The 24,325-nt window shown below is 44.5% G+C and carries 27 protein-coding genes and 3 tRNA genes; 12 read left to right on the top strand and 18 right to left on the bottom strand.

The window, feature by feature from the left end; translation table 11 throughout:
- Positions 1-2: 2 nt before the first annotated feature.
- Positions 3-1,469 carry a YdiU family protein gene (locus ICN20_RS09485; protein ID WP_216239865.1) on the bottom strand — a complete coding sequence of 489 codons (1,467 nt, stop codon included), beginning with the start codon at positions 1,467-1,469 and terminating at the stop codon, positions 3-5.
- Positions 1,470-1,524: 55 nt separating this feature from the next.
- Between ICN20_RS09485 and ICN20_RS09480 the strand changes: the two genes are divergently transcribed.
- Positions 1,525-2,007 (top strand): PaaI family thioesterase, encoded by a 483-nt coding sequence (locus ICN20_RS09480; RefSeq protein ID WP_216239863.1) that lies wholly within the window; start codon positions 1,525-1,527, stop codon positions 2,005-2,007.
- A 2-nt stretch (positions 2,008-2,009) separates the two neighbouring features.
- Here ICN20_RS09480 and ICN20_RS09475 read toward each other — a convergent pair whose 3' ends face one another.
- Positions 2,010-2,867: an NRDE family protein gene (locus ICN20_RS09475; protein ID WP_216239861.1), complete on the bottom strand. Its 858-nt coding sequence runs from the start codon at positions 2,865-2,867 to the stop codon at positions 2,010-2,012.
- A gap of 9 nt (positions 2,868-2,876) precedes the next feature.
- Entirely contained in the window at positions 2,877-3,884 is a 1,008-nt protein-coding gene (locus ICN20_RS09470) for a folate-binding protein YgfZ (protein ID WP_216239854.1), read from the bottom strand.
- 20 nt (positions 3,885-3,904) lie between these two features.
- Here ICN20_RS09470 and mltG point away from each other — a divergent pair, with 20 nt between their 5' ends.
- From mltG to ICN20_RS09440, 6 genes are all read left to right on the top strand, one after another.
- Positions 3,905-4,978, top strand: a complete 1,074-nt coding sequence (gene mltG, locus ICN20_RS09465; RefSeq protein WP_216239852.1) for an endolytic transglycosylase MltG — start codon at positions 3,905-3,907, stop codon at positions 4,976-4,978.
- Positions 4,979-4,990: 12 nt separating this feature from the next.
- Positions 4,991-5,629 carry a dTMP kinase gene (gene tmk / locus ICN20_RS09460; RefSeq protein ID WP_216239850.1) on the top strand — a complete coding sequence of 213 codons (639 nt, stop codon included), beginning with the start codon at positions 4,991-4,993 and terminating at the stop codon, positions 5,627-5,629.
- Positions 5,630-6,751 carry a DNA polymerase III subunit delta' gene (locus ICN20_RS09455; protein WP_216239848.1) on the top strand — a complete coding sequence of 374 codons (1,122 nt, stop codon included), beginning with the start codon at positions 5,630-5,632 and terminating at the stop codon, positions 6,749-6,751. It begins immediately after the preceding gene.
- A 31-nt stretch (positions 6,752-6,782) separates the two neighbouring features.
- Positions 6,783-7,574, top strand: coding sequence for a TatD family hydrolase (locus tag ICN20_RS09450; protein ID WP_216239846.1), 792 nt, complete (start codon positions 6,783-6,785; stop codon positions 7,572-7,574).
- Positions 7,571-8,278: an ankyrin repeat domain-containing protein gene (locus tag ICN20_RS09445; protein WP_216239844.1), complete on the top strand. Its 708-nt coding sequence runs from the start codon at positions 7,571-7,573 to the stop codon at positions 8,276-8,278. The genes ICN20_RS09450 and ICN20_RS09445 overlap by 4 nt, the downstream gene beginning before the upstream one ends.
- Before the next feature lie 73 nt (positions 8,279-8,351).
- Positions 8,352-8,879, top strand: coding sequence for an ion channel (locus tag ICN20_RS09440; RefSeq protein ID WP_216239842.1), 528 nt, complete (start codon positions 8,352-8,354; stop codon positions 8,877-8,879).
- Between the two features lie 2 nt (positions 8,880-8,881).
- Here ICN20_RS09440 and ICN20_RS09435 read toward each other — a convergent pair whose 3' ends face one another.
- The 5 genes from ICN20_RS09435 to hyi form a co-directional block, all read right to left on the bottom strand.
- Positions 8,882-9,787, bottom strand: a complete 906-nt coding sequence (locus ICN20_RS09435; protein ID WP_255534703.1) for a DUF3108 domain-containing protein — start codon at positions 9,785-9,787, stop codon at positions 8,882-8,884.
- A gap of 95 nt (positions 9,788-9,882) precedes the next feature.
- The gene (locus ICN20_RS09430; RefSeq protein ID WP_216239840.1) at positions 9,883-10,452 is read right to left on the bottom strand and encodes an HNH endonuclease; all 570 of its coding nucleotides are present in this window, start codon (positions 10,450-10,452) and stop codon (positions 9,883-9,885) included.
- A gap of 79 nt (positions 10,453-10,531) precedes the next feature.
- A complete protein-coding gene (locus tag ICN20_RS09425) occupies positions 10,532-11,119 on the bottom strand; it encodes a YqiA/YcfP family alpha/beta fold hydrolase (RefSeq protein ID WP_216239839.1) in 588 nt (195 codons plus the stop codon).
- Between the two features lie 9 nt (positions 11,120-11,128).
- Entirely contained in the window at positions 11,129-12,028 is a 900-nt protein-coding gene (glxR, locus tag ICN20_RS09420) for a 2-hydroxy-3-oxopropionate reductase (RefSeq protein ID WP_216860205.1), read from the bottom strand.
- 20 nt (positions 12,029-12,048) lie between these two features.
- Positions 12,049-12,825 (bottom strand): hydroxypyruvate isomerase, encoded by a 777-nt coding sequence (hyi, locus tag ICN20_RS09415; protein WP_216240416.1) that lies wholly within the window; start codon positions 12,823-12,825, stop codon positions 12,049-12,051.
- A gap of 161 nt (positions 12,826-12,986) precedes the next feature.
- On the opposite strand from hyi, the gene ICN20_RS09410 reads away from it, so the two are divergent.
- Complete coding sequence (locus ICN20_RS09410) at positions 12,987-13,595, top strand: hypothetical protein (protein WP_216239837.1); 609 nt, start codon at positions 12,987-12,989, stop codon at positions 13,593-13,595.
- A gap of 58 nt (positions 13,596-13,653) precedes the next feature.
- On the opposite strand, the gene ICN20_RS09405 is transcribed toward ICN20_RS09410, so the two are convergent.
- Entirely contained in the window at positions 13,654-13,884 is a 231-nt protein-coding gene (locus ICN20_RS09405; protein ID WP_216239835.1) for a hypothetical protein, read from the bottom strand.
- 69 nt (positions 13,885-13,953) lie between these two features.
- The gene (locus ICN20_RS09400) at positions 13,954-14,415 is read right to left on the bottom strand and encodes a DUF4118 domain-containing protein (protein WP_216239833.1); all 462 of its coding nucleotides are present in this window, start codon (positions 14,413-14,415) and stop codon (positions 13,954-13,956) included.
- A 44-nt stretch (positions 14,416-14,459) separates the two neighbouring features.
- On the opposite strand from ICN20_RS09400, the gene ICN20_RS09395 reads away from it, so the two are divergent.
- Genes ICN20_RS09395 through ICN20_RS09385 form a run of 3 tightly spaced genes read left to right on the top strand, consistent with a single transcriptional unit; the run spans position 14,460 to position 17,109 of the window.
- A complete protein-coding gene (locus ICN20_RS09395) occupies positions 14,460-15,338 on the top strand; it encodes a carboxylesterase (RefSeq protein ID WP_216239831.1) in 879 nt (292 codons plus the stop codon).
- A 3-nt stretch (positions 15,339-15,341) separates the two neighbouring features.
- The gene (locus ICN20_RS09390; RefSeq protein ID WP_216239829.1) at positions 15,342-16,571 is read left to right on the top strand and encodes a TolC family protein; all 1,230 of its coding nucleotides are present in this window, start codon (positions 15,342-15,344) and stop codon (positions 16,569-16,571) included.
- Between the two features lie 7 nt (positions 16,572-16,578).
- Positions 16,579-17,109 carry a hypothetical protein gene (locus ICN20_RS09385; protein ID WP_216239827.1) on the top strand — a complete coding sequence of 177 codons (531 nt, stop codon included), beginning with the start codon at positions 16,579-16,581 and terminating at the stop codon, positions 17,107-17,109.
- Between the two features lie 87 nt (positions 17,110-17,196).
- On the opposite strand, the gene ICN20_RS09380 is transcribed toward ICN20_RS09385, so the two are convergent.
- The 4 genes from ICN20_RS09380 to gltX all read right to left on the bottom strand — a co-directional run bounded on the left by ICN20_RS09380 (position 17,197) and on the right by gltX (position 18,993).
- Positions 17,197-17,273: transfer RNA gene (locus ICN20_RS09380), tRNA-Asp, on the bottom strand.
- 52 nt (positions 17,274-17,325) lie between these two features.
- Positions 17,326-17,401, bottom strand: a tRNA-Glu gene (locus ICN20_RS09375).
- A 31-nt stretch (positions 17,402-17,432) separates the two neighbouring features.
- Positions 17,433-17,508 (bottom strand) — tRNA-Ala (locus tag ICN20_RS09370).
- Between the two features lie 78 nt (positions 17,509-17,586).
- Positions 17,587-18,993 (bottom strand): glutamate--tRNA ligase, encoded by a 1,407-nt coding sequence (gltX, locus tag ICN20_RS09365; RefSeq protein ID WP_216239826.1) that lies wholly within the window; start codon positions 18,991-18,993, stop codon positions 17,587-17,589.
- Positions 18,994-19,049: 56 nt separating this feature from the next.
- Between gltX and ICN20_RS09360 the strand changes: the two genes are divergently transcribed.
- Positions 19,050-20,015, top strand: coding sequence for an Hsp33 family molecular chaperone HslO (locus ICN20_RS09360; protein WP_216239824.1), 966 nt, complete (start codon positions 19,050-19,052; stop codon positions 20,013-20,015).
- 4 nt (positions 20,016-20,019) lie between these two features.
- Here ICN20_RS09360 and ftsB read toward each other — a convergent pair whose 3' ends face one another.
- The 4 genes from ftsB to ICN20_RS09340 are packed head-to-tail and all read right to left on the bottom strand — an operon-like array spanning position 20,020 to position 24,232.
- On the bottom strand, positions 20,020-20,325 hold the full coding sequence (gene ftsB, locus ICN20_RS09355) for a cell division protein FtsB (RefSeq protein ID WP_216239823.1): 306 nt from the start codon (positions 20,323-20,325) through the stop codon (positions 20,020-20,022).
- A gap of 34 nt (positions 20,326-20,359) precedes the next feature.
- A complete protein-coding gene (eno, locus tag ICN20_RS09350) occupies positions 20,360-21,646 on the bottom strand; it encodes a phosphopyruvate hydratase (protein ID WP_216239821.1) in 1,287 nt (428 codons plus the stop codon).
- Between the two features lie 51 nt (positions 21,647-21,697).
- The gene (kdsA, locus tag ICN20_RS09345) at positions 21,698-22,561 is read right to left on the bottom strand and encodes a 3-deoxy-8-phosphooctulonate synthase (RefSeq protein WP_216239819.1); all 864 of its coding nucleotides are present in this window, start codon (positions 22,559-22,561) and stop codon (positions 21,698-21,700) included.
- Positions 22,562-22,570: 9 nt separating this feature from the next.
- The gene (locus ICN20_RS09340; RefSeq protein WP_216239817.1) at positions 22,571-24,232 is read right to left on the bottom strand and encodes a CTP synthase; all 1,662 of its coding nucleotides are present in this window, start codon (positions 24,230-24,232) and stop codon (positions 22,571-22,573) included.
- Positions 24,233-24,325: the final 93 nt, after the last annotated feature.

The raw sequence follows: 24,325 nt of genomic DNA, 5'->3' as shown, positions 1-24,325 counted from the left end.
AATTACGATGAACAACTTACTTCGATTGAATCTAGATTAGGATGCGGCGCTAAAGCGTAAGACTCATGTTCTGGCTGTTCATCAAAAGGCTTAGTCAATATATTGAGAAGCTTTCCCACCTCAGAAAAGTCTTTTTTCTGAGCCAACTCAATAGCAACTTGCGCCAGATGATTTCGCAAGACATATTTAGGATTTACTTGATTCATGGAATTTTGACGTACTAGATCATTGCTAAATTCGTCCCCTAGACGCGCTAGGTAATCAGAAAACCATTGATCAATTGCATTACGGTCAACAAAATCATCCCGCATTTCAATCTGGTCTACTGGAGCATTCATCTTCAGCCCACCAAGACGCCGAAAGAAGTTGGTGAAATCTACTTTTGAGTCATGCATAGCCTGTAATAGGCGCTCTAGCAGAGCAATATCTCCATCCTGCTCCGTAGTAAATCCTAGTTTTTTACGAAACAAAGATTGCCAAGCCTGCGCGTAGCTTATCGGAAACTCCTCAAGTGCCTTACGCAGCTGTTCTTGAGCTTCACTTTCATTGCATTGGAGTTCTACCAATGGAATCATTGCGCTGGCCAAGCAAGCCATATTCCAGTGCATGACTTGAGGCTGGCGATGATAGGCATAGCGACCGCCTTGATCACTATGATTGCAAATGTGGTCTATTTGAAATTGATCCAAAAATCCAAACGGGCCATAGTCAATAGTTAAGCCTAGCACGCTGATATTGTCGCTATTGAGAACGCCGTGGCAAAAGCCAACTGCCTGCCATTGCGCTACCAATTTCGCATTACGTTTGCAGATTCTTTTAAACAGATCTAAGTAGGTATCTTTAGTTTGAAGGCATTCCGGGTAATGATCTTGGATCAGTAAATCAGCAAGCTCTTTCAAACGCTCATGTTTTTGTAGTGAGGCAAAATGCTCAAAATGTCCAACCCGTATAAAACTTGGCGCTATCCGCGCACAAACTGCGGCAGTCTCCAGAGTCTCTCTTCTTACGGGTAAATCTGATCCAACAATTGATAATGCTCGGGTTGTGGGTATTCCCAATCCATGCATTGCCTCGCTAGCTAAGAACTCCCTAATAGAGGATCGTAGAACAGCTCGTCCATCACCCATACGAGAGAAGCGTGTCTTTCCCGCGCCTTTAAGTTGTAACTCTTGGCCAGCAATATCTCCGAGCAAAATTGCACGGCCATCGCCCAATTGTCCAGCCCATGCCCCAAATTGATGACCGCTATAGACAGTTGCAATGGGGTTAGAGAAATGATGGTCGCCAGCATCTAATTGATTTCCTGACAAGACCTCTAACCAGGCTTTATCAGCGGGCAGGTTGTTGTCATCAAGGGGGATACCCGCTAGTTTTGCAGACGAGGTTGAAAATGCAACCCAATAGGGGTCTGGTACAGGAGTTGGTAGGGTTGCTTGACAGACGTCATCGCCGCTTAAAGTAAAGGCCATGAGGGCTATTCTAGGAGGATTTCCCAAATTGCGTGCATGCCCCTAAAATTAACCCATGAAAAAACAAGTCCAAATTAATCCACAGACCCAACTAGCCAATTTAGGCGAGGAATTAAATGTTCCTTTTTTAAAGCTTTTAGGTGTTCGCTGCTTAAGCGCGGAAATGGGAAAGGGTGAAATTTTGCTAGCCCTCAAACCTGAGCACAACAACACCTGGGAGGTTGCACATGGTGGTGTTTTATTAACGCTTATGGATGTGGCTATGGCTGTTGCTGCTCGATCTGGTGATCCTAGTGACCGTAGCGTTGTCACGATCGAAATGAAGAATAATTTCATGCAAGCTGCAACCGGAGTGCTGAGGGTTAAGGCGGATACTGTGCGAAGAACGGCAACAATGGCTTTTTGTGAGGCTAAGCTATACAACGATCAAGGTGAAGTTTGTTGTATGGCTACAGGTACCTTCAAATATCTGAAGCGAATAGCAACTCGCAATGCTGATGGCGAACGCGTAGTCAATGATGACGGGCGTACCGTCTAATCCTAAACAGATAAGTTAGAGCCAGAAGCTGAACTAAGGGCTCCAGTCACAACATCGTGACCAACCGTGCCTGATGCATCAAACCTACGCTCCACTAGCTCAAATTGACCATCTTTGCGAACCCTCAAAACAGTACTTGAACGCGTTCCATAGGCGGCTGTTTTTACAAAAGCAGGGGAGAGAGCCTTTTCCCATTCTTTACTCACGCCGGTGCTAGGAAGTTCATTATCACTGGCATGATGACTATCGGACAACAACTTTAAGTACTGATCGGCATTCTTAAGTTGGCCCTGATCCATGGCTAATACTTGGGCAAAAGCAGCAACGCGATGATTTACTTTGGGCCATGGGGTGTCTAGCATTGCATTTGATAAGCCATACACTCCAGGTTCTAGTGCTTGCTGCGGGAAAACCTTACGCGGACGAACGCTTTGTCCCATCATCATGCGATTGCTAACCCAATGCATTTCAGCATTTTCTGGATTACTTAGATCGGCCATTAAAAGATTGAATCCGTTGTATTGCTGAAAACGTTTTGCGTTATCTTGAATGAAATCAGTGGGCCTGTCTTTGCCGGTCAGGTACATTAAAGATAGCTCGCCCCGGGTTCTGGAATCAGGATTTTTTTCACTGGGTGCGCGAACATTTGTTAAGGCCGCAAATTTTCCAGTCTTTGTAAAACCAAGCCATGTACCAGGGCTGCCCAAGACATCAGCTCGATCTCTTCCCGCTAATACGTGAGGATGTTCTGGCCACCAAGCAACACCCTCGGTATTACGCTCGTAAAACTCGTCGCGATTCGCGGCCACCACCAGCGAATAGTCTGGGTGAGAGTTCCATGCGAAAAGGATGAGGCACATAAGAGGCGCTTAAATTTCGATTAAAGGGTAGGGTAATAAATCTATTTTTAACACAGGTCCCTGGGCGCTACCAACATGAATTTCTCCGTCCTCAAGCGCTTCTAGCTTGCATTCAATTTGTAAATCAATTCGGTCTGGCTCGCTTAGATTTTTTGCTGATAGAACTACCATTCCTGCTGGCTGGTTAGGATCTTTTGAGTTGAAGAGTTCCGCACCAGGCAGAACAAGACTGTCGACTAGTTTATTGGTAACGAGATGGGCCAGCTGCAGTCGTCGCTTAATAGCGCCTCGGTATTGGCTGCGAGCAACGATTTCCTGGCCGGGGTAACAACCTTTTTTAAAATCAACGCCAGCAACGGATTCGAAATTAATCATTTGTGGGACAAACTGTTCCTGGGTAGCCTGAACGATTCTGGGTATTGCACTGAAGACTTCTAGCGAATTCCAGGCTTCTAAAGTTTCATTGGCGCTGAGTGAGTTCAGGGAACAATCTTTTGGGCTGGCTACAAGTAGGCGAGCAACAGATTGACTCTCCACAAAAACATCCGGCATCTTTAAAGCAATGCATCTATCGCTAAATTTGAAATCTGAAATTTGATTACTTGCTCCAAATAGCCCAGCAATGTTCCAGTCCGAAGAAAGATCGATTACCTTTACTTTTGAGCGCAATACATACATCGACAAACGCTTGGCAGTGCTGGCAGCTATATCCTTGGATATGAATAAGGCATAGCGCTCTTCAGCCTCTGCACTTAAAGGAAATAGTCCGGCCCAAGCACTTGCCAATAACCTACCCTTGGGATTGCAATAACCGACCAAACGAACCCCATTGCTACCTTGGGCAATGCTTCCCGGCAATACACGATTAAGCCCTAGAACAGAATTCGTTAATTGATTCTGTAAAAAGCTAGCAGCATCGGGACCCTCAACCAGGATTAAGCCCCATTGCGGTAAATCGCAAGACAGGGATGTGGGGTTATTCAGCCAGTTTTGCTGAATTTGCGGAGTATTTGTCATCACCCTTTTATCATAGCCTGATGAGCAGAAAAATTCAGAGCAGGTCGCTATTTACTAGGAAGAAGCCTAAGGATCAAGGTCTGAAGTATTGGCTATCGCTTTTGTCAGTGTTTCTGGGTCTTATTTATGGAGGTATTTTTTTAATACCAGTAGTTCCTAATCAGTCCAATATTGACAATGCCGCCCTATACAAGGTGAAAATTAATCCGCAATCGAGCTTATCCAGCATTGCTAATCAATTAAGCAACCAAGGTGTAGCAATCAATTCCTTTTTCTTGCATTTAGGGGCCCGAGCCTTATTTGTTGGTTCAAAGTTAAAACCGGGGACTTATTTGCTTCCTAGTGGCGGGAGTCTTGGGAAGATTCTCCTGCAAATTGCACGCGGTGATCGAGTGAGGGAAAGTATCGCCATCATTCCGGGAATGACTATTTGGCAGCTTCGAGGAATTGTTGATTCTCATTCGGCACTCATTCATCAAACTAAAGGTATGAGCAATAAAGAATTGTTGCGGAGTCTAAATCTGAGCTATCCCAGTGATGAGGGAATTTTTCTACCCGATACCTACGTATTTGATCCAGATGAACCCGATATCAATATTTATCGTAAGGCAGCGCAAGGCATGCAAAAACAGCTTTCCCAAGTATGGGGTCAAAGGGGAGGGGGGCTCCCCCTCAAAACACCTTATGAATTATTAATATTGGCCTCTATCGTAGAAAAAGAAACTGGGCGTGCAAGTGATCGAGACATGGTGGCAGCCGTATTTGCTAATCGTCTTGATAGGGGGATGCCTCTTCAAACCGATCCTACGGTTATTTATGGAATTGGGCCTAAATTTGACGGTAATTTGCGGAAAGCGGATTTGCGCAAGGACACTCCCTACAATACCTATATGCATAAAGGTTTGCCCCCCAGCCCAATAGCTATGCCCAGTAAGGAATCCATTTTGGCAGCCGCTCATCCTGCCAAAAGCAATGCTTTATTCTTTGTTGCTAAAGGTGATGGTAGTAGCCATTTTTCTCAAAGCCTAAAAGAACATGAAACAGCAGTGGATCGATATCAACGCAAAATCGCGCCTAAAAATAGCGCAAACTAAATTCATTTGAATATGACATCAAATAAAACCGGTTATTTCATTAGCTTCGAAGGTATCGATGGTGCTGGCAAAAGTACGCATGTAGATGCATTTCGTAACCTGATACAAGATCGTTACCCAGATAAAGAAGTCGTCATGACTCGAGAGCCTGGTGGCACTGCTCTTGGCGAACAATTGCGCAATCTACTTTTAGAGGCGCCCATGAATTTAGAAACAGAGGCGTTATTAATGTTTGCCACGCGTCGTGAGCACATTGCCCAGGTTATCGAGCCAGCACTTGCAGCGGGAAAAATTGTGATTTCTGATCGCTTTACAGATGCAAGCTTTGCCTATCAAGGTGGTGGTAGCGGCTTGAGCTTGGATAAATTGAATGACTTAGAGCGCTGGGTGCAGGGGCGACCCGATGGCTCACTTTTACAACCTAACTTAACGATATTATTCGACTTGCCGGGAGAGATTGCAGAGGCACGACGCTCAAAGGTTCGCGCTCCGGATAAATTTGAAAAGATGGATTTAGACTTTTTTGAAAGGGTTCGTCAAGAATACTTGCGTCGAGCAAGAGCTGACTCTGAACGTTTTCATCTGGTCGATGCTACGCAGACCCCTGAGGCCATATGGAATGGCTTGAAATTGATTCAGATTGCGCTTTAAGTGAAACAGGACAACCAGATAGCTCCATGGCTTGAGCCCTTATGGAAGGGGTTGGACTTTGCTAACTTCCCAAACGCTATCTTGTTGCATGGACAGTCCGGAATTGGGAAGTTTGCCTTTTCCGTAGAGCTTGCTAAGGCTCTGCTCTGTGAAAATGCTAGCAATGAGATAAAGCCATGTAAGCACTGTGAGGCCTGCCACTGGTTTGATACCGGCAACCATCCTGACTTTATATCTCTAGTGCCAGAAACACATCGCAAACTGTTGCCTCATGCAGACTATGAGAGTGACGACTCACCTAAAAAAGGAAAATCTGCGCGCGACGATGATGGTGAATCAAGCGAAAAAAAAGAGAAGAAAAATATCTCGATTGAAGAAACTCGCCACGCAATAGAAAATCTCTCCATTGGTTCGCATCGCGGTGGTAATCGCGTCATTCTGATTTACCCATTAGAAATGCTTCGCTCAGACTCTGCCAATACATTATTAAAGTCCCTTGAAGAACCCCCCGCAAATACTATCTTTATTTTGTTGGCTGATCGAGTGGATCGTGTATTGCCAACAATACGGTCACGCTGCCGCCTATTGACTGCCCCTCGCCCAGATCGCGACCAAGGATTAACTTGGTTGAAGGATCAATTGAATAAAGTTAGCGGACTAAAAGCGAGTGATGCTGATATTGAGACTATCTACGATGAGCAGGGCGGGGCTCCTTTTTCAGTTCTCGATTCTCTGGTTGCTAGACATAACAAGGATGATAAGGATGAGTTGACCCTATCAATCCAAGCTTCACGCTATTTACTTCAATCTATGGCGCAGGGCGTCAGAATTAATTGGCTCGAAACGGCTGAGAAAACCCATAAAGCGCAATACGCATTTTTATTGGCCAGTATGCAGCGTTGGATTTCGGATTTGCAATCAGTAACTCAAGGCGGCAATCCCCGTTATTACCCCAAGCACTCATCAACCCTTCGGGACTTATCCAAAATGGCCAATCTTCAAAGATTGCTCCAGTTTTGGAAGTCGCTTATTCAGGCCCGTCGTCACGAAAATCACCCTTTAGCCAACAGAATCCAGTTGGAGGCATTGCTTTCTCAGTATCAGCAGATTTTTGGAGCATAAAACTCACATAGGCAGTCTAAAATAGCGAGTCATGTTCATAGACTCCCATTGCCATCTCGACTTCCCTGAATTTCAATCTCGCCTACCAGAGATATTGGGCAATATGCACTCCGCCAAAGTGAGCCACGCTTTGTGCGTGTCAGTGGACTTACCTGACTTTCCAAATGTATTGAAACTAGCCCAAGATCATCCAAATCTATACGCATCTGTGGGCGTCCATCCCGATTACGAAGATACTCCAGAGCCAACGCTTGAGTTTCTAGTAGAAACTGCCTTAAAACACCCCAAAATTGTTGCTATAGGGGAAACAGGCCTGGATTACTACAGAATGGGCGACCGTAGTTACGAGTCCATGGAGTGGCAACGAGAGCGTTTTAGAACCCATATACGAGCCTCTATTGCATCCAAGAAGCCCTTAATCATTCACACCCGCTCAGCCTCTGAGGATACGATCAAAATCCTTAAAGAGGAGGGCGCGCAGCAAATTGGTGGGGTAATGCATTGCTTTACCGAATCATACGAAGTTGCCAAGGCAGCCATGGAATTAGGGTTTTTCATCTCATTTTCAGGAATAGTGACCTTTAAGAGCGCCAAAGACCTGCAGGAAACTTGCAGGCAGGTGCCCTTGGATCGAATGCTGATTGAGACCGATTCGCCTTACTTGGCTCCAATTCCTTATCGCGGCAAGACAAATGAGCCGGCTTGGGTTTCAAAGGTAGCTGAATTTGTAGCTGATCTAAAAGGGGTATCAATTGAGACTCTTGCAAACCAGACTTCAAATAACTTTTATGAATGTTTTCATATAGATAGACAATACTCATGAGAAAAGTATTTAATCAATTTGTATTGATAATGGCTATCTCATCAGGCTTCTCGGGCCCAATACTGGCTCAGTCTGATGAGCAGATTGCAGATTTTGCAAAAGCAGCCAAATTTAATGACGTTTCAACCGTTAAAGCGCTTGTTGCTAAGGGCGTAAATCCGAATATTACGGATCAAAAGGGCGAATTAATGCTCAATTTAGCAATTAGAGATAAGTCCAATGACGTTATTTTGTTTTTGCTGACAAATAATGCTACTGACGTTGATATCTCCAATAAATTTGGCGAAACACCGCTCATGATTGCATCCATTGACGGGAATTTACCCGTCGTGAAGGCCTTAGTTCAAGGCAGGAAAGCCAAGATAGACCACATAGGATGGACGCCATTGCATTACGCCTGCGCTAAGGGCAATTTAGAGATTGCTCAATACTTAATCACCAACGGCGCAATTATTGATTCAGTAAGCCCAAGCAATACGACACCCTTAATGATGGCAGTTCAATCTGGTAATGAACAACTCGTTAAGCTCCTTTTGGACAAAGGCGCTGATCTTCAATTGCGTAACTCGCTTGGACTCACTGCCATTGATATAGCCTATATTTATGAGAAACCATGGATTGCAGAAGGCCTTAGTGCTCGTTGGTTAAAGCTTTATAAGAAGCCATACGTAGGTCCTAAAGGTCTTGGCCAATCTAAATCCTGACATACCTATCTGCGTATAATCATTATTATGTCAAATAAGATATTTCTGTAATCCTACTCATATAACCCAGACCATGTTTAGCCTATTTCACAATACAGACCTACCTAGCTTTGCAACCCTCTTTAGTGAGATCAATACAGATATGGGTAACGGTCAGATCTGGATAATGGTTGTATCTGCGTGCCTCATGCTAGCAGTCCATGCCGTAGTCGTTTTGGGTATTGCCGGCGCATTTCATGCCATCGATGACGTCATGACTAGGAAGCGAATATTTGGTGCAAGCTTTCTCTCGTACTTTATTGCCATACTTTTAGTGATCGCAATACATTTAACGGAAATAGTTATTTGGGCATACATCTGTGTGGCCCTGAAGGTTTTCCCAACAAATCCACAGACCTTCTACTTTGCAGGTGAAATGTATACAACCGTTGGATACGGCGATTACAAACTTTCAGAACAATGGCGAATTCTTCCCATCATCATCTCTTTTTCAGGAATTTTTGCCGTGTCAATGTCTGGCGCAGCCCTTTACACCATGATGGGTGCGCTTTTGGGGCATAACAATCAAAATCAGAACCCTAAATCAGGCTCTGGATTTTAAATCTAGGGCTTTAATCCAGCTGGTAAAGGGTTCTTCTGCTTAAAAATCAGCTCAAGCACCCTACCATTCGCCTCCAGGGACCGAATCCGGCCTGGGAGCCATTCCAGGTCTTTTGCTAGCCAGATATCGACTTGACGCTTATAAGGGTCGTTTTCACGCTGCATTAATGCGTAGTGTCGATTTAATGTTCTGCCGAGACTAGGAATATCCTCCGAGACTGTCTCGCCGTAACTCTTAAAGTTCCACATTTCTAGGGTGTTGTAGTCAACCACCGGAATGGCTCGGATACTTCCGGCATCATCCATTTTGCTATCGCCGTTCAATAAAGACGCCAATTGGAACATCAGGCTAAAACGGTCTTGGGTTCCTGGAAGTAATGCGGGTGTGAATTCAGGCTTCTCAGAGAAAAACATCTGCCCTTCTCCTTTTTCATTTCGATCAAAACGTGAATAACGGGGTGGCTTTGTACCGCGCTGCGTCCAATAAATGCTGGGCGCAATTCCATAGGAATCAACCGTTCCGCGCGATTCAAAAACAAACGGACCTACAAATGCATAAGGGATATTGACGTAGAGACGATAGTTATTACCCTCAGCAATCCAATCAATCTCGCCGGTTTGGAGCTTTTGTCCGTCAAGATATGCATCGTAATAAATGATTCCTGACTGCGGAAGTTTAAATGGAGCCCCAGATTGATTATTGGATCCGCCCTGCTCCCCAGCAATATTAGACTTAAGATCTTCAGAAAGATTGCTTAATGATGTTTTCTTAGGTGTCTTGTTTGGAGATTTCGCCATCTGAATTTTTTTTGGCGGCTCCGTTTTTAACTCAGTTCTAATGATTAAATCATCTGCAATGGGTGGAGCATCAGCATATGAAATAAACGGGATGCCAAAAAATAAAAACAAATGCCCTGCTACTGATAGGCACAAAGCAGCAAGAATAATTCTCAGGGAATTTACTTTAGGCAGTTGAAATGAATGTTCCCGCCCTATTTTCTGGCTCAGGGTAAAGCCTCTAAAAGACGGCTGTTCTTGGGAAGATTTGCAGCTAGAAAATCCATCTGGTCAGATAAGATGTTGCGCCCCTTCAGAATCATATCCTCATAAAGACTTGGCAAATAAGGGGCGTACAACAAGCCCATGCCGGCCTGCTCTGGCGTCCGATTACCTTTGCGTTGGTTGCAAGGCCTGCATGAAATCACCAGATTCATCCAGCTATATTTGCCGCCACGACTATTGGGAATGATGTGCTCTGCTTCTGCTTGGTTTTCATAAATTGCATCGCCACAATAAGCGCAAAGACCTCTGTCGCGCTTATAGAGTTTATGTTTCGTAATGATAGGGACCACATCAAAAAGATTAATCTTGGCGCTACCCTTCACTGCGATGATGGAGTGAAGCTCGATGAGAGATTGTTTGCCTGTGGAGCGAGAGATGCCACCACGCATCTGGAAAATAGGGTCGCCTAAAGTCCACAACACACTACTGTCGGCATACTGTTTAGTGGCCTCTTCAGCGTTAACCCAGCCCTGGGGAATTCCACCTGCGTCTAATTTCAAGATGCTAAGCACAATCTCTCCTTTCTAGACGTCCTAACCTAGGAACATCGCTAGGACCATCTTACAGAAGAAGATGGTGGCAATCAATCACCTAGCCAAAGATGAATCGCATGACCTTGGGTAAGTAATCAGAATACTCTGAAATCCCATGGTCGCTACCCTCAAGAACTAACTGCTCTGAGCCTTTATAGAACTCAACCATTTCATGCCAGTCAAGCAGCTCATCCCCTTTTGCCGCCATTAAAAAATAGCGAGAAGGGTTGCTAATAGCCTCGACTTGAAGATCTCTCAATTGGTCAATATATTCTGACCGAAAATCATATGGCTCGTCGGTATCGTAAGAAGTCAACATGCCTACGTGAGAAGCTAATTCTCTTGGGGCCCTCACTGCAGGATTTAGCGCCACCCCTTTGCAGCCATACTTCTCGGTAAGGTAATTTGCATAGTAACCACCCAAAGAGGATCCAATCAAAACCAGGCGATCGTGTTTTGAATCTTCAATATGCTTTTCTACCATGCCCATACTTTCTTTTGGAGAAGCCAATAATTGTGGGCAATACCATTCGATCGGATTTTCCTGAGTAGACAGTGCATTAATAGCTTCCCCTGTCATGACTGCTTTACTTGACCGGGGTGAGGAGCGAAAACCGTGAAGATAGACGACCAAGGTTGTGGGCATAGAGGGTACTTAAGCCTTCTGGCCAATTTCAAAGTTTGCTAACTTCTCAAGCGCACGCACCATGGCTGAGTGATCCCAGGCTTTGCCGCCGTGAGCAGCACATGAGTTAAATAACTCCTGAGCAGTAGCAGTATTTGGAAGCGAAACACCAAGGGCTCTTGCACTATTTAGAGCTAGATTTAAGTCTTTTTGGTGTAATTCAATCCTAAAGCCGGGATCAAACGTTCTCTTAACCATTCTCTCGCCGTGAACCTCTAAAATTTTAGAGCCTGCAAATCCACCCATTAAAGCCTGACGTACCTTTGCAGGATCCGCACCAGCTTTAGAAGCGAATAAGAGTGCTTCAGCAACCGCCTCAATATTTAAGGCAACAATAATTTGGTTGGCAACCTTTGCTGTCTGACCATCACCATTAGCACCAACAAGATTAATATTTTTACCCATTAACTCAAAGATGGGCTTGACCTTTTCAAAGACTTGATCATCGCCGCCAACCATAATAGAAAGCGTTGCATTCTTAGCCCCAACCTCTCCGCCAGATACTGGTGCATCAAGATAGTCACAGCCCAAAGCGTTAATTTTTAGAGCAAATTCTTTTGTAGCAATAGGAGATATAGAGCTCATATCTACAACGACTTTGCCCTTAGATAAGCCCGAAGCAATTCCTTTGTCGTCAAAAAGCACTTTCTCTACATCAGGCGTATCTGGAACCATGATGAAAATAATGTCGGCCTTATTAGCCACTTCTTGGGGTGAATTACATTGCACCGCAGAGGTAGAAGCCAAGCTCTCTGGAACCTTGCTGCGAGTATTAATAAAAACCTCATGACCTGCATTCACTAGATGCCCTGCCATTGGGGCACCCATGATGCCTAGACCGATAAAACCCAACTTTAATTGCTTACTCATTATGTCTCCGTATCTATTTTTTAATTTAATGATTTAATCCAGCCCAAGCCGACTTCAGTACCAGCAGCGGGTTTATATTCGCAACCAATCCAACCTGTATAGCCAATGCTATCAATGAATTTAAAAAGGTGAGCGTAATTAATTTCACCAGTTCCTGGTTCGTTGCGACCAGGATTATCAGCCAATTGAATGTGAGCAATTTTTGAAAGGTTAGCTTCTAAATTTTTACTAAGCTCACCTTCCATACGTTGCGCATGGTAAATGTCGTATTGAATAAACAAATTATCTGAGCCAACCTCATTCAAAATATTAAGAGCCTGCTCAGTTTTAGATAAATAAAATCCAGGGATATCAAAAGTATTGATTGGTTCGATGAGCAGCTTGATGTTAACTTTTTTCAGCTCAGAAGCTGCATAACGTAAATTATCGACAAAGGTTTTATGCAATAAATCTGGTGCCACTCCACTAGGAGCTTTTCCTGCCAGGCAATTAATCTGATTTACGCCCAGCACTTTTGCATATTCGATTGCCTTGCTAACGCCCGCCCGGAACTCTTCAATACGATCGGGTAAACAAGCAATTCCACGCTCTCCAGCGTCCCAGTCTCCTGCTGGCAAATTATGAAGCACCAGTTGAAGCTGATGCCTGTCTAGTTCGTGACGAATATCATTTGCTGAAAATGGGTAAGGGAAAAGAAATTCAACGGCCTGAAACCCAGCTTTTGCAGCTCTTTCAAAACGCTCCATAAATGGATGCTCATTAAAGAGCATAGTGAGGTTAGCTGCAAACTTTGGCATTTCAAATCCTTTTAAGAAGGCAAGTAAATCTAATGGGATTGCAGATCTTAACAAAAGTTGTCTATTTAAGCCTTGTAATGAAATATCACGGTAATAGGCCATTTTTGGCAATAAAAATAGGCTAAGATTGAATTTAGTGGATTTTATATATAAGGAAAATAATGAATATCAAATATAGCCCTATCGCTCTAGCGCTTACAGTAGCTCTTGCAGGCGCATCATTGGCAAATGCCCAATCTATTCCGGCAACAGGATCAGCTAAGCCTGTTGTGATCGATGCCGCTGTAACTGACAACCGCTATCAGCTATACGAGGGCGAAGTAGTAAAGATTGATAAAAAGACGCGCACCATTACTTTTAAAAACAAAGAAGGTGAAACTAAATTTGTTGCCGGTCCTGAGATCACCAACTTTGCACAGATTAAAAAAGGCGACCGCGTTAATGTAAGTTATGAATTGGCTGTTGCCATTGAATTGATCAAAACTAAAAGTGATGGCGTTCGCAGCAAAGTCGAAACTAATACCGTAACGAAGTCTAAGGCAGATGAAAAGCCCTCTGAAACAATTACGAACAAGACCGCTATCGTTGCAGACATTGTTGAGGTGAATCGCGAGAAAAAACTGGTTTCCGTTAAAGGTCCCAGCGGCAAGATCACAACCGTGACCGTTAAGAACCCCGCCCTCTTAGCTGATATCAATGTGGGGGAGCAAGTGAAGGTGATTTACTTTGATGCAATGGCTGCATCAATTACCACCCCAGCAAAGAAGTAGTTTTTCTCACTAACTAGATGCATTTCACAACAATCTAAATCAGACGTGAAATGCAAAGTTATTTTTTTGATTGCTTCTCTGGTTTAGAAGCAGGGGCCAAAACAGGTGCAGTCGACTTACTAGGTTGAGAAGTAGGTACTGGAGCGGTCACAGGGGGAGGCTTCTGACTTGTTCCGCCTGGAGAAGTTGGTGATGTTGGCTTTTGAAAGGGGTTAAATCCCAACCCCGCACCAGATGCAGTGAAAGAAAGGGCGAGACCCAAAAGAGAGATTAATAATTTGATATACATCCATCTAGGATTGTCACACAAATTAGCGATTTATGGTCAGGGGCGCCCACCCACCCCTATAAAAGACAGCTAGGAGGCAGGTTTTTGGGTGGATTCGCGCTCCTTTTTGAGATAAGCGCTGGCCTGGCTGAGCATTTGAAAATTACTATTGCTTACCCTGGAAATGAGGACGGCCCTATACCGCTCTCGTTGGAGCCATTCAACAACCCCTACGGCTATAAAAGCGATAAGAATATAGGAGCCAAATACAAATGAATCTTGTGCAGTTGGAGTATCAAAGGAATCAAACGGCGGAACAAAGAAAAAGAATGCAAGCGGGATAGATATAAGAATGGTGAAAACGCTAGCGCGGTAGCCATAAAACAGGGCAATAATAATAGTGTTGAGAATGAAAAACGTCATGGGCAAATTGCCTAGCAAAAAAGGATGCAGGGTAAACCTGATTGCAAAAGCAATACAAACACCGCAAAAAGCAGCAAAATAGCCTTCAAGACCGGACTTTGACCAGCGCTTAGCGTTATTAATTTTCATAGTTAATAATATAACAACAATTTATTAAAAAAGAATATTGTCAAATGTCTGACGCAATACTAAATTCAGAGCACTGCCTTGTATTTCACCAGGGAATCAATGATCATGCTGTCATTCTGCTCCCCGGTCTATGTGGATCCGAGCTGGAAATGGGCGTCATCCCCAGACTGCTAAAACAGTCTGGTTTCAGCTACGCAATTCCTCGGATTAAGGGCTACTCTGCTCATACAGGAATTACATCCTACAAAAACTGGATCGATGATGTGGAGCAGTTTGTTATTGATTTAATGCAAACTCATTCATCAATATCACTTGTAGGTCTCAGTATGGGGGCAACTTTGTCATTGGCAGTTGCGGCTCGCAATGCAAAGATCCAAAGTTTGAGCGTGCTTTCACCAGTGCTTATTTTTGATGGCTGGTCCGTTCCCTGGTACCAACCCCTGCTTAAAGCGATCTATCTGCTTGGATTTCGCAATTGGCACCACAAAGAAACGGCACCCTTTGGCGTTAAAAACTTAGAGATGAGAAAACGCATCAAGAAGGCGGTAGAAAGTAACAGCGTTAGCGAGCTTGGAGCTGCTCATTTACCTGCAAGACACTTAATTGAGTCTTTAAAATTAATCGAAGAAACCAAAAAAGAGCTGCCTTCGGTTAATACAGATATTTTAATAATTCATGCTATTGATGATGAGACGGCATCCCCAAAGAATCCGGATTTAATTCTTGACTCCGTCTCTTCTGAGACTAGACGCACGATTTGGCTTGGAAACTCATATCACATCATTACCGTTGATAACGAGCGCGAGATAGTAGCCAATGAAACCGTTAACTTCATAATGCAATCCATCAAAAAACAAGAAATATTAAGGGAGTCAAATCTCAATACATCTAGCTTAATTATTAGAAACCGTAATGAGAGTTAAGCAATGCAAATTTCCTCAAAATTATTTACCTCTTTTTTCCTAGCGCTACTATCAAGCTCGCAATGTCTTGCGCAGACACTTCCTGCCTTCACTTCGAGCAATACAAAATATAGGCCAATTTCGCTCTCCACTTATATTGGCGAAGTGAATTTAGATAATCCAACTATCAAAGTAAAAAAACTTGGGACTGATTCTGCTTCCTCAGCTGCAAAACAAGCCGGTCGCCCATATTTAAGCCCAATCCTGACCTATGTGCGCGGAAGTATGTATACGCAAACACCGTATGTCGGCTATGCAAATCCCTCTTCAAATACTTATGGCGCCTCAATTACGGTCGAGGGATGGGGTAAACGCTCAGCCAGACAAGCCCAAGCCCAAGCAGACCTGAATCGTCAAATGGCTGAAGCCTTAACAGAAGCTAAATCAGTTGAAACCCAGGCTATTTTTGCCTACATTGATGCCTTGCGTACCAAATTACTATGGCAGTCGTATCAAGCTGCAATTGATCGTCTCAAGCCTTTTGCATCCGATGAAGCCATAAGAAATAATGCGGAGTTTAAAGCTGCTCAAGGCGTTCTCAGTAATGACCTTAAATTTTATTCATACACATTGGTAAGTTTTGTCGGCGATACCGAAAAGGAGCTTCCATTACCTTTGGGCACACTTAACATTCCACCTGAAAATTTTAATGTGAAAATGCTAATTTCCGAGGGGTTAGAAAAAAGAATAGATATCCACCAAGGAAAAGCCTCGATAGAATCGGCTACTGCTAATTTAGAAGCTATTAAAGCCAATAAGGGCATCGATCTTATGCCTGGCATCTACTACACAGAAACGCCCGCTTACTCTACAAGCGGGCTAGATTATGGTGCGCAAAAATCATTTAGTTTTTTGTTGTCCATACCAATAGGCAATGGATTCATGATCGACTCTGATGTCATCGCAGGATCAAATTCGATTGCAGAGCAAGAGGTGAACTTAGTAGCCACTAAAACCAAAGTGATTACTGAGATAAATCAAACCTATTTGCAATATGAAGCCGCAAAAGAACGTCTAGAAAAAGCCAATATCGCCTATAGCATGGCTAAAACTTCTAAGAGTGTTGGCCTAAAGTCTGTTTTAGAGCTCAGAGAGGCAGAATATGAGCTTTTTGATGCGCGCACAGTACATGCAAAAACACTTATACTTTTAAAACGCCTTAGCGGTCATTTTGATATACCCAACCTGAATTGAAATTGCCATGAAATATTACAGATTGTTATCACTCATGACTGCGGGTTATTTATGCGGTCTCTCGCCCATTCCTGCTTCAGCTGCAACAAACACAACTACCACTGATATTGCCGCTCAGAATATCGCTGCTGCCGCTGCTGCACAAAAGGCTGCTGCTGCACAAAAGGCTGCTGCTGCACAAAAGGCTGCTGCTGCCGCTGCACAAAAGTCAGCCACTTCTACTGCTGTAGCAAAAACTATGCCAGTAACGCTAAGTAAAACAGCTTCAGTAAGCTCTACAAGTACTGCTGCTGCGAAGCCTACAAACGCTATGGCTACTTCAAGCACAAAGACTTCAACACAATCTACCTCAACCAATAACACTGGCTCTAGTGGAAGTAGCATAGCCAACAGCTCTTCTAACCCAGCATCAAAGTCAATGCAGGTCACCCCTACTTATCCTTCGAGCAATAGCTCCGTTGGTTCTGGCGCTAACTTTGGTGGCCCAAGCGATTTAAGTAGCAATTACCTTACGCCAGCCCCTACCGCCTCAAAATAATCATCTATTTAGAAGGCATCCGGGATGCTTCTTCGATGAAGAAAGAATAAAAAAAAGCCCCCTATTAAGGGGGCTTTTTAATTGTCTTGGCGGAACGGACGGGACTCGAACCCGCGACCCTCGGCGTGACAGGCCGATATTCTAACCAACTGAACTACCGCTCCAAATACATCGCGTAACGCAACATCATACATCTTTACTGCTACCAGAAGAATCTGGCGTCCCCAGGGGGATTCGAACCCCCGTACTCACCGTGAAAGGGTGATGTCCTAGGCCTCTAGACGATGGGGACCTGGACTACTAAAACATCTATTTTAAATGCTTGGTGGAGATAAGCGGGATCGAACCGCTGACCTCTTGCATGCCATGCAAGCGCTCTCCCAGCTGAGCTATACCCCCGAAATCTCGCGATAAAACTACAAGACACTCAAAACAATCCAAGATTTTATCCTATTTTTGTGCAGGTGCGCAAATTCCTTACTGGATCACCTTAGAGAGCCTCTTTACAGCCTCTTCCTTACCCAAAACAACCAATACAGAATCAATGGCTGGAGTCTGTGTGGTGGCAAATAATGCGTATCTGACAGGCATTGCCAAAGCAGGCATTTTAATTTGATATTTCGCTAGCACTTGCTTGAAAACCGCAGCATATGCCTCTTTAGTAGGCTCGGCTGTGGAGATTGCCTCCGCTAAATCCCTTAGTGCGGGAGTCACAGCCTCAGCGATATTGTCTTTGATTTGTTCGGCACTCAAATTGGGTGCGGGTAAATAAAATAACTTCGCCCCCTCTGCAATTTCAATCAATGTATTAGCGCGGTCTTTTAGCAATTCAACTACCTGCACAAAGTCTGGGCCAGTTTCAGTATCGATGCCAAGCTCATGCGCAAATGGTCTTGTAGCAGCAGCTAATTTAACCGGATCTGCATTTTGTATATATTGATGGTTAAGCCAGAGTAACTTTTCTGGATTGTGTTGCGCTGGTGAGCGCCCTAAACTTTCTAGATCAAACCAATCCACAAATTGTTCTTTGGTAAATACTTCAGCATCACCATGAGACCAACCGAGGCGTGCCAGATAATTGAGAATAGCCTCAGGTAGGTATCCTGCCTTTTGATAATCACGCACACTCATTGCACCATTACGCTTACTCATCTTTTCGCCAGAATCATTTAGCACTGTTGGCAAATGGGCATATACAGGCGGTGTTCCACCAAGCGCCTTCATGATATTGATTTGCCTAGGCGTATTGTTCACGTGATCATCACCCCGAATGACATGGGTAATATTCATATCCATGTCATCTATCACAACGCAGAAGTTATAGGTAGGCGTTCCATCTGGTCTGGCAATCACCAGGTCATCAAGCTCATCATTGCTGATTTCTATTTGACCTTTGACTGCGTCATTCCAGATGACTGATCCACCAATAGGATTCTTAAAGCGAATCACCGGATTCACTCCCTCGGGAATCGGAGGCAATGTTTTGCCTGGCTCCGGTCTCCATAAGCCGTTATAGCGAGGCTTTTCTTTATTGGCCATCTGTTGATCGCGCAACTGATTAAGCTCTTCTTCACTCATGTAACAGGGATAGGCCAATCCAGCATCGAGCATTTGTTTTACGACTTCACGATATCTATCAATGCGTTGCATTTGATAGATAGGACCCTCATCTAAATCAAGTCCAAGCCACGCCATACCTTCGATGATGACATCAACAGCCTCTTGGGTAGATCTCTCTAGATCGGTATCCTCGATTCGCAGAATAAAGTCACCTTTATTATGGCGAGCAAATGCCCATGGGTAGAGGGCGCTGCGTAGGTTTCCCAGATGAATAAAGCCCGTGGGACTAGGGGCGAATCGTGTACGAATATGCATAAATAACATTATCTCAGGTCGGGAATGATGGGACTAAAACTGAAAAAAAGTGGATACTTTGACCTATGAACGAATTACTAGTCTTTATGTGCGATGGCGCCCCGGTGCGCGGTGAAATTGTGTCAATCGGCAGCGCTTGGCAGGCCGTTTTGGAACGTCGTAATGACCCCCCTGCCATACGCCGCATTCTGGGTGACTTTGTGGGAGCAGCCACCCTTTTGAGCGCGAGCCTGAAATTTGATGGGACTCTGATTATTCAGGCCCAAAGCAAGGGCCCAATTCAACTGCTCGTGGTGGAATGTAAGTCGGATTTATCCATGCGTGCGACCGTTAAGCTTTCAGTTGACCCCGCAGAAATAGAAACCGACGCAACTCTAGCTGACCTATTGGATGTGAGCAATAGCGGGAGATTGGTTATCACCCTAGATCCCGCTGATCGTGAACCAGGTCAAGCACCCTACCAAGGAATCGTTGCCCTTCAGGACCACCAAGGGTCTGTAATAAAGCCTGTTACTAGTGCTGCTGAAGCAATAGCACTCTATATGCAAAATTCTGAGCAACTAGATACGCGCATATGGCTTGCCTCAAGCGACACTCATGTTGGTGGCTTATTGTTACAGCGCCTACCAAATTCAGGTGGACACGCTCATTTAGACCCTCAGATTGCAGCTGAAGGTTGGTCACGCATTCAAACGCTAGGAGAAACAATTACGAATGAGGAATTGCTTACCCTCCCTCCAGAAATCATCTTAAGAAGGCTTTTTTTAGAGGAGTCCACCGAGAATGGGGTGAGGAGCTTCCCTGCCAGACCTATTCGCTTTGCATGCCGCTGTTCTCGCACTAAGGTCGCTGATATTTTACGAATGCTTGGCGAGGAAGAGGTGCAAAGCATATTGGCAGAACAAGGTGCCGTTGAGACTGTTTGTGATTTCTGTGCAAAGCCCTATCGCTTTGATGCGGTTGATTGCCTGCAAGTGTTCAAGACGGATTTGTTAATCGATGCCACAAGACCACCATCCAGCGGCCATTAGAAAATCATTGCTTTGTAGCTTGTGTGTCGGATGATTTATCCACAGGCAGGATTTGAACAAAAAACTCGCCCTCTTTAATTAAACCGTGCTCAACCCGGGCTCTCTCCTCGATTGCTCGCGTGCCGTCTTTTAGGTCTTTTACATCTCCAGAGAGCTTGGCATTACGCAGAGCTAGGAGACTATTCTTAGCCTCTTGGAGCTCCACTTGACGCTCCATCTCATAAACCTTGAGCCATCCACCCTTGCCCAGCCAAAGTGGGTACTGGATTGCTATTAGCAATACCAACATAGAGTAGATGACGATCCGCATATGCTATTAAATATAACTCAGTAGCAACTTAGAATTAGCGCTTGAGATTATAAAAAACAGACTTGCCTGGGTACGTAGCAACATCGCCTAAATCTTCTTCAATGCGCAAGAGTTGGTTGTACTTAGCAATACGGTCAGAGCGAGATAAGGAACCAGTCTTGATTTGACCTGCATTTGTCCCAACGGCAATATCAGCAATAGTGCTGTCTTCTGTTTCGCCGGAACGATGTGAGATCACCGCAGTGTAATTTGCTCGTTTAGCCATCTCAATAGCAGCAAACGTTTCCGTCAAGGTACCAATCTGGTTAATCTTAATCAAAATTGAGTTAGCAATTCCCTTATCAATTCCTTCTTTAAGGATGCGAGTATTGGTAACAAATAAATCATCCCCAACTAACTGAATGTTCTTACCAAGTTTTTTAGTGATATCAGCCCAACCATCCCAATCACCTTCATGCATGCCATCCTCAATTGAAACGATTGGGAACTGGTCCGCTAAATTACCAAGGTAATCAGAAAACTCACTTGAGCTTAGTTGCAGGCCTTCGCCTGATAAGTGGTATTTACCGTCTTTATAGAACTCGCTAGCAGCACAATCTAAAGCCAGCACTACGTCTTCACCAGCCTGATAGCCGGCGCCTTCAATAGCTTTCATAATGGTCTGCAAGCACTCGTGATTGCTCTTAAAGTTAGGAGCAAAGCCACCTTCATCACCAACAGTCGTTGGCATACCTTGGGCACCCAAAATCTTCTTTAGTTCATGAAAAATTTCAGCGCCGCAACGCAATGCATCGCGGAAGTTTTCTGCACCTACAGGCATCACCATGAACTCTTGTATATCTAAGCTGTTATTAGCGTGCGCGCCACCATTAACGATATTCATCATTGGCACTGGTAGCTGCATACCGCCTGAGCCTCCAAAGTAACGATACAAAGGCAAACCGGCTTCTTCGGCTGCCGCCCTAGCAACTGCCATTGACACCGCTAAGGTAGCATTCGCTCCTAAACGTGCTTTGTTGTGCGTGCCATCTAATTCAATCAGAGTGCGATCTAAGAAGGCCTGTTCGCTGGCATCTAATCCTAGAATAGATTCTGCAATTTCAATATTGATGTTTTGAACAGCTTTCAGGACCCCTTTACCAAGATAGCGGGACTTGTCGCCATCACGTAATTCAATCGCTTCACGCGACCCTGTAGATGCTCCAGATGGCACGGCTGCGCGACCCATAACCCCTGACTCAAGCAAAACGTCACATTCAACTGTTGGGTTGCCTCGTGAATCCAGAACTTCTCTACCGATGATGTCAACAATGGCGCTCATGCACCTTCTCCTTAAAACAATATGAAATGGGTTTAACTGGTTTGCTTAAAGTTACTTAAAACTGTCTTCTAAAAATGAGTCCGTAGACTTAACAACGCTATCTATTGCCAACAATGACTCGAGCAGCTGCTTCATACGATCCAATGGAACAGCATTTGGCCCATCTGATAGCGCTTTAGCTGGGTCTGGATGGGTTTCCATAAAGAGTCCGCTAATTCCTACCGCTACAGCTGCACGCGCTAAAACAGGAACAAATTCGCGTTGACCGCCACTAGAGCTGCCTTGGCCGCCTGGCAACTGAACAGAATGAGTTGCATCAAAAACTACGGGTGCTTTTGACTCGCGCAAAATTGCCAAACTGCGCATATCTGAAACTAGATTGTTATAACCAAATGATGCTCCGCGCTCGCAAACCATAAATTGATCGGCGAAACCTTTTTCAGTAGCAGCAGCGCGTGCTTTTTCAATCACGTTAAGCATTTCATGCGGAGAAAGAAACTGACCTTTTTTGAAATTCACGGGCTTGCCACTTTGTGCGCAGGCTCTTATAAAATCAGTTTGCCGGCATAAAAATGCCGGGGTCTGCAATACATCTACAACGCTAGCGACAGCAGTGATTTCACTTATGTCGTGAACATCGGTTAGCACGGAAACATCAACTTGCTTTTTGACTTTAGCCAAAATCTCTAAGCCCTTATCCATTCCTAGGCCACGAAAAGATGTGCCTGAAGAACGATTCGCTTTATCAAAGGAAGACTTGTAGATAAAGGGTATCTTTAAAGCAGCAGTGATTTCTTTTAACTGGCCAGCGATATCAATAGCAGACTGCTCTGATTCAATAACGCAAGGGCCAGCAATCAAAAAAAAGCGGTGATCTAAACCAACATCAAAACCACATAATTTGAATGTACTCATGTTCTTCCTTTAAGCAGCCTGCTTCTCAGCAGCATGTTGATGCTCAAGTGCGGCGCTAATAAATGCGGAGAACAAGGGGTGGCCATCACGTGGTGTTGAAGTAAATTCTGGGTGAAATTGCACACCAAAGAACCAAGGATGCATCGATGCGGGCAACTCCATCATCTCTGGCAATTCTTCATTTGGGGTTCGGGCAGAAATAATTAAGCCAGACTTCTCCAATTGAGGCACATAAGTATTATTTACTTCATAGCGGTGCCGATGGCGCTCGTTAACTTCGGGGCCGTAAATGCGATGGGCTAAGGTGCCGGCCTTTACTGGGCAGCGTTGTGAGCCAAGACGCATTGTTCCACCCAAATCAGAGTCATTTGAGCGCTTCTCTACGTTACCTTCTCTATCTAGCCACTCGGTAATTAAGGCCACTACAGGTTGTTCACCTTGTGGATCAAACTCAGTGCTATTAGCTTTTGAAAGATTGGCGACGTGACGAGCAAATTCAATAACAGCCAATTGCATACCCAAGCAAATACCCAAGTAAGGCACATTGTTCTCGCGGGCATAGCGAATTGCGGCAATCTTGCCCTCCGTACCACGCTTACCAAAGCCGCCTGGGACCAAAATAGCATCTAATTTATGCAAGCAATCAACACCATCTTTTTCAATGACTTCGGAATCAATGTAATTAATATTGACGCGAGTATGCGTATGAATGCCGGCGTGACGCAATGCCTCAATAAGTGACTTGTAGGACTCGGTTAACTCAACATATTTTCCGACCATGCCAATGGTCACTTCATGTTGTGGATTTGCCATTTCATAAACTAGATTAGCCCATACAGATAAATCTGCTGGTTTAGCTTTAAGGTCTAGTTCACGGCAAATCAAATCATCCATGCCCTGTGCATGCAGCATTTCAGGAATCTTATAAATTGTGTCTACATCCCACACGGAAATAACTGCTTCTTCACGGACGTTTGAGAAGAGAGAAATCTTTGCGCGCTCATCCTCTGGAATGGGTCGGTCAGCACGACAGAGTAGTACGGTTGGCATGATGCCAATCTCGCGAAGCTTTTGTACTGAGTGCTGAGTAGGTTTAGTTTTTAACTCGCCAGCACTGTTGATATATGGCACCAGAGTCAGGTGAACAAAAGCGCAATCGTGCAAAGGAAGGCGCAAGCTCATCTGCCTTGCAGCCTCTAGAAATGGAAGTGATTCGATGTCACCTACTGTGCCACCAATTTCGCAAATGGCAACATCAGCTTTGCCATCATGACTTGCTTTAGCGCCCCGCTCTACAAAAGCCTGTATTTCATTTGTAATGTGCGGGATAACTTGAACCGTTTTACCCAGGTATTCACCGCGACGCTCTTTACTGATTACAGATTCGTAAATCTGACCAGTAGTGAAGTTATTGCTTTTACGCATCTTCGCGGAAACGAAGCGCTCGTAGTGACCTAAGTCCAGATCAGTTTCGGCACCATCTTCGGTTACAAAAACCTCACCGTGCTGTAGCGGACTCATAGTGCCCGGGTCAACGTTGATATAAGGGTCTAATTTTAGGAGGGTGACTTTCAGGCCGCGGGATTCGAGAATCGCGGCAAGCGAGGCAGCTGCGATTCCTTTCCCTAAAGAAGAAACCACACCACCAGTGACAAAAACGTATTTGGTCATCGCTTAAGCTCTGTTGGAAAAAGTAATTATAACGACACAGGGGCGTAAACAATTAATTTCAAATTGGGTAATATGACAGGGACATCCATTCAA

The sequence above is a fragment of the Polynucleobacter sp. JS-Polo-80-F4 genome, assembly GCF_018881965.1.
In the GTDB taxonomy this organism is placed as follows: domain Bacteria; phylum Pseudomonadota; class Gammaproteobacteria; order Burkholderiales; family Burkholderiaceae; genus Polynucleobacter.
This window is presented reverse-complemented; position numbering and strand designations above follow the sequence as displayed.

Bases quoted from the DNA above. Each gene is read 5' to 3' on its own strand.
- ICN20_RS09485 (WP_216239865.1), bottom strand. From the start codon at position 1,469: ATGGCCTTTACTTTAAGCGGCGATGACGTCTGTCAAGCAACCCTACCA.
- ICN20_RS09480 (WP_216239863.1), top strand. From the start codon at position 1,525: ATGAAAAAACAAGTCCAAATTAATCCACAGACCCAACTAGCCAATTTA.
- ICN20_RS09475 (WP_216239861.1), bottom strand. From the start codon at position 2,867: ATGTGCCTCATCCTTTTCGCATGGAACTCTCACCCAGACTATTCGCTG.
- ICN20_RS09470 (WP_216239854.1), bottom strand. From the start codon at position 3,884: ATGACAAATACTCCGCAAATTCAGCAAAACTGGCTGAATAACCCCACA.
- mltG (WP_216239852.1), top strand. From the start codon at position 3,905: ATGAGCAGAAAAATTCAGAGCAGGTCGCTATTTACTAGGAAGAAGCCT.
- tmk (WP_216239850.1), top strand. From the start codon at position 4,991: ATGACATCAAATAAAACCGGTTATTTCATTAGCTTCGAAGGTATCGAT.
- ICN20_RS09450 (WP_216239846.1), top strand. From the start codon at position 6,783: ATGTTCATAGACTCCCATTGCCATCTCGACTTCCCTGAATTTCAATCT.
- ICN20_RS09445 (WP_216239844.1), top strand. From the start codon at position 7,571: ATGAGAAAAGTATTTAATCAATTTGTATTGATAATGGCTATCTCATCA.
- ICN20_RS09440 (WP_216239842.1), top strand. From the start codon at position 8,352: ATGTTTAGCCTATTTCACAATACAGACCTACCTAGCTTTGCAACCCTC.
- ICN20_RS09425 (WP_216239839.1), bottom strand. From the start codon at position 11,119: ATGCCCACAACCTTGGTCGTCTATCTTCACGGTTTTCGCTCCTCACCC.
- glxR (WP_216860205.1), bottom strand. From the start codon at position 12,028: ATGAGTAAGCAATTAAAGTTGGGTTTTATCGGTCTAGGCATCATGGGT.
- hyi (WP_216240416.1), bottom strand. From the start codon at position 12,825: ATGCCAAAGTTTGCAGCTAACCTCACTATGCTCTTTAATGAGCATCCA.
- ICN20_RS09410 (WP_216239837.1), top strand. From the start codon at position 12,987: ATGAATATCAAATATAGCCCTATCGCTCTAGCGCTTACAGTAGCTCTT.
- ICN20_RS09405 (WP_216239835.1), bottom strand. From the start codon at position 13,884: ATGTATATCAAATTATTAATCTCTCTTTTGGGTCTCGCCCTTTCTTTC.
- ICN20_RS09400 (WP_216239833.1), bottom strand. From the start codon at position 14,415: ATGAAAATTAATAACGCTAAGCGCTGGTCAAAGTCCGGTCTTGAAGGC.
- ICN20_RS09395 (WP_216239831.1), top strand. From the start codon at position 14,460: ATGTCTGACGCAATACTAAATTCAGAGCACTGCCTTGTATTTCACCAG.
- ICN20_RS09390 (WP_216239829.1), top strand. From the start codon at position 15,342: ATGCAAATTTCCTCAAAATTATTTACCTCTTTTTTCCTAGCGCTACTA.
- ICN20_RS09385 (WP_216239827.1), top strand. From the start codon at position 16,579: ATGAAATATTACAGATTGTTATCACTCATGACTGCGGGTTATTTATGC.
- gltX (WP_216239826.1), bottom strand. From the start codon at position 18,993: ATGTTATTTATGCATATTCGTACACGATTCGCCCCTAGTCCCACGGGC.
- ICN20_RS09360 (WP_216239824.1), top strand. From the start codon at position 19,050: ATGAACGAATTACTAGTCTTTATGTGCGATGGCGCCCCGGTGCGCGGT.
- ftsB (WP_216239823.1), bottom strand. From the start codon at position 20,325: ATGCGGATCGTCATCTACTCTATGTTGGTATTGCTAATAGCAATCCAG.
- eno (WP_216239821.1), bottom strand. From the start codon at position 21,646: ATGAGCGCCATTGTTGACATCATCGGTAGAGAAGTTCTGGATTCACGA.
- kdsA (WP_216239819.1), bottom strand. From the start codon at position 22,561: ATGAGTACATTCAAATTATGTGGTTTTGATGTTGGTTTAGATCACCGC.
- ICN20_RS09340 (WP_216239817.1), bottom strand. From the start codon at position 24,232: ATGACCAAATACGTTTTTGTCACTGGTGGTGTGGTTTCTTCTTTAGGG.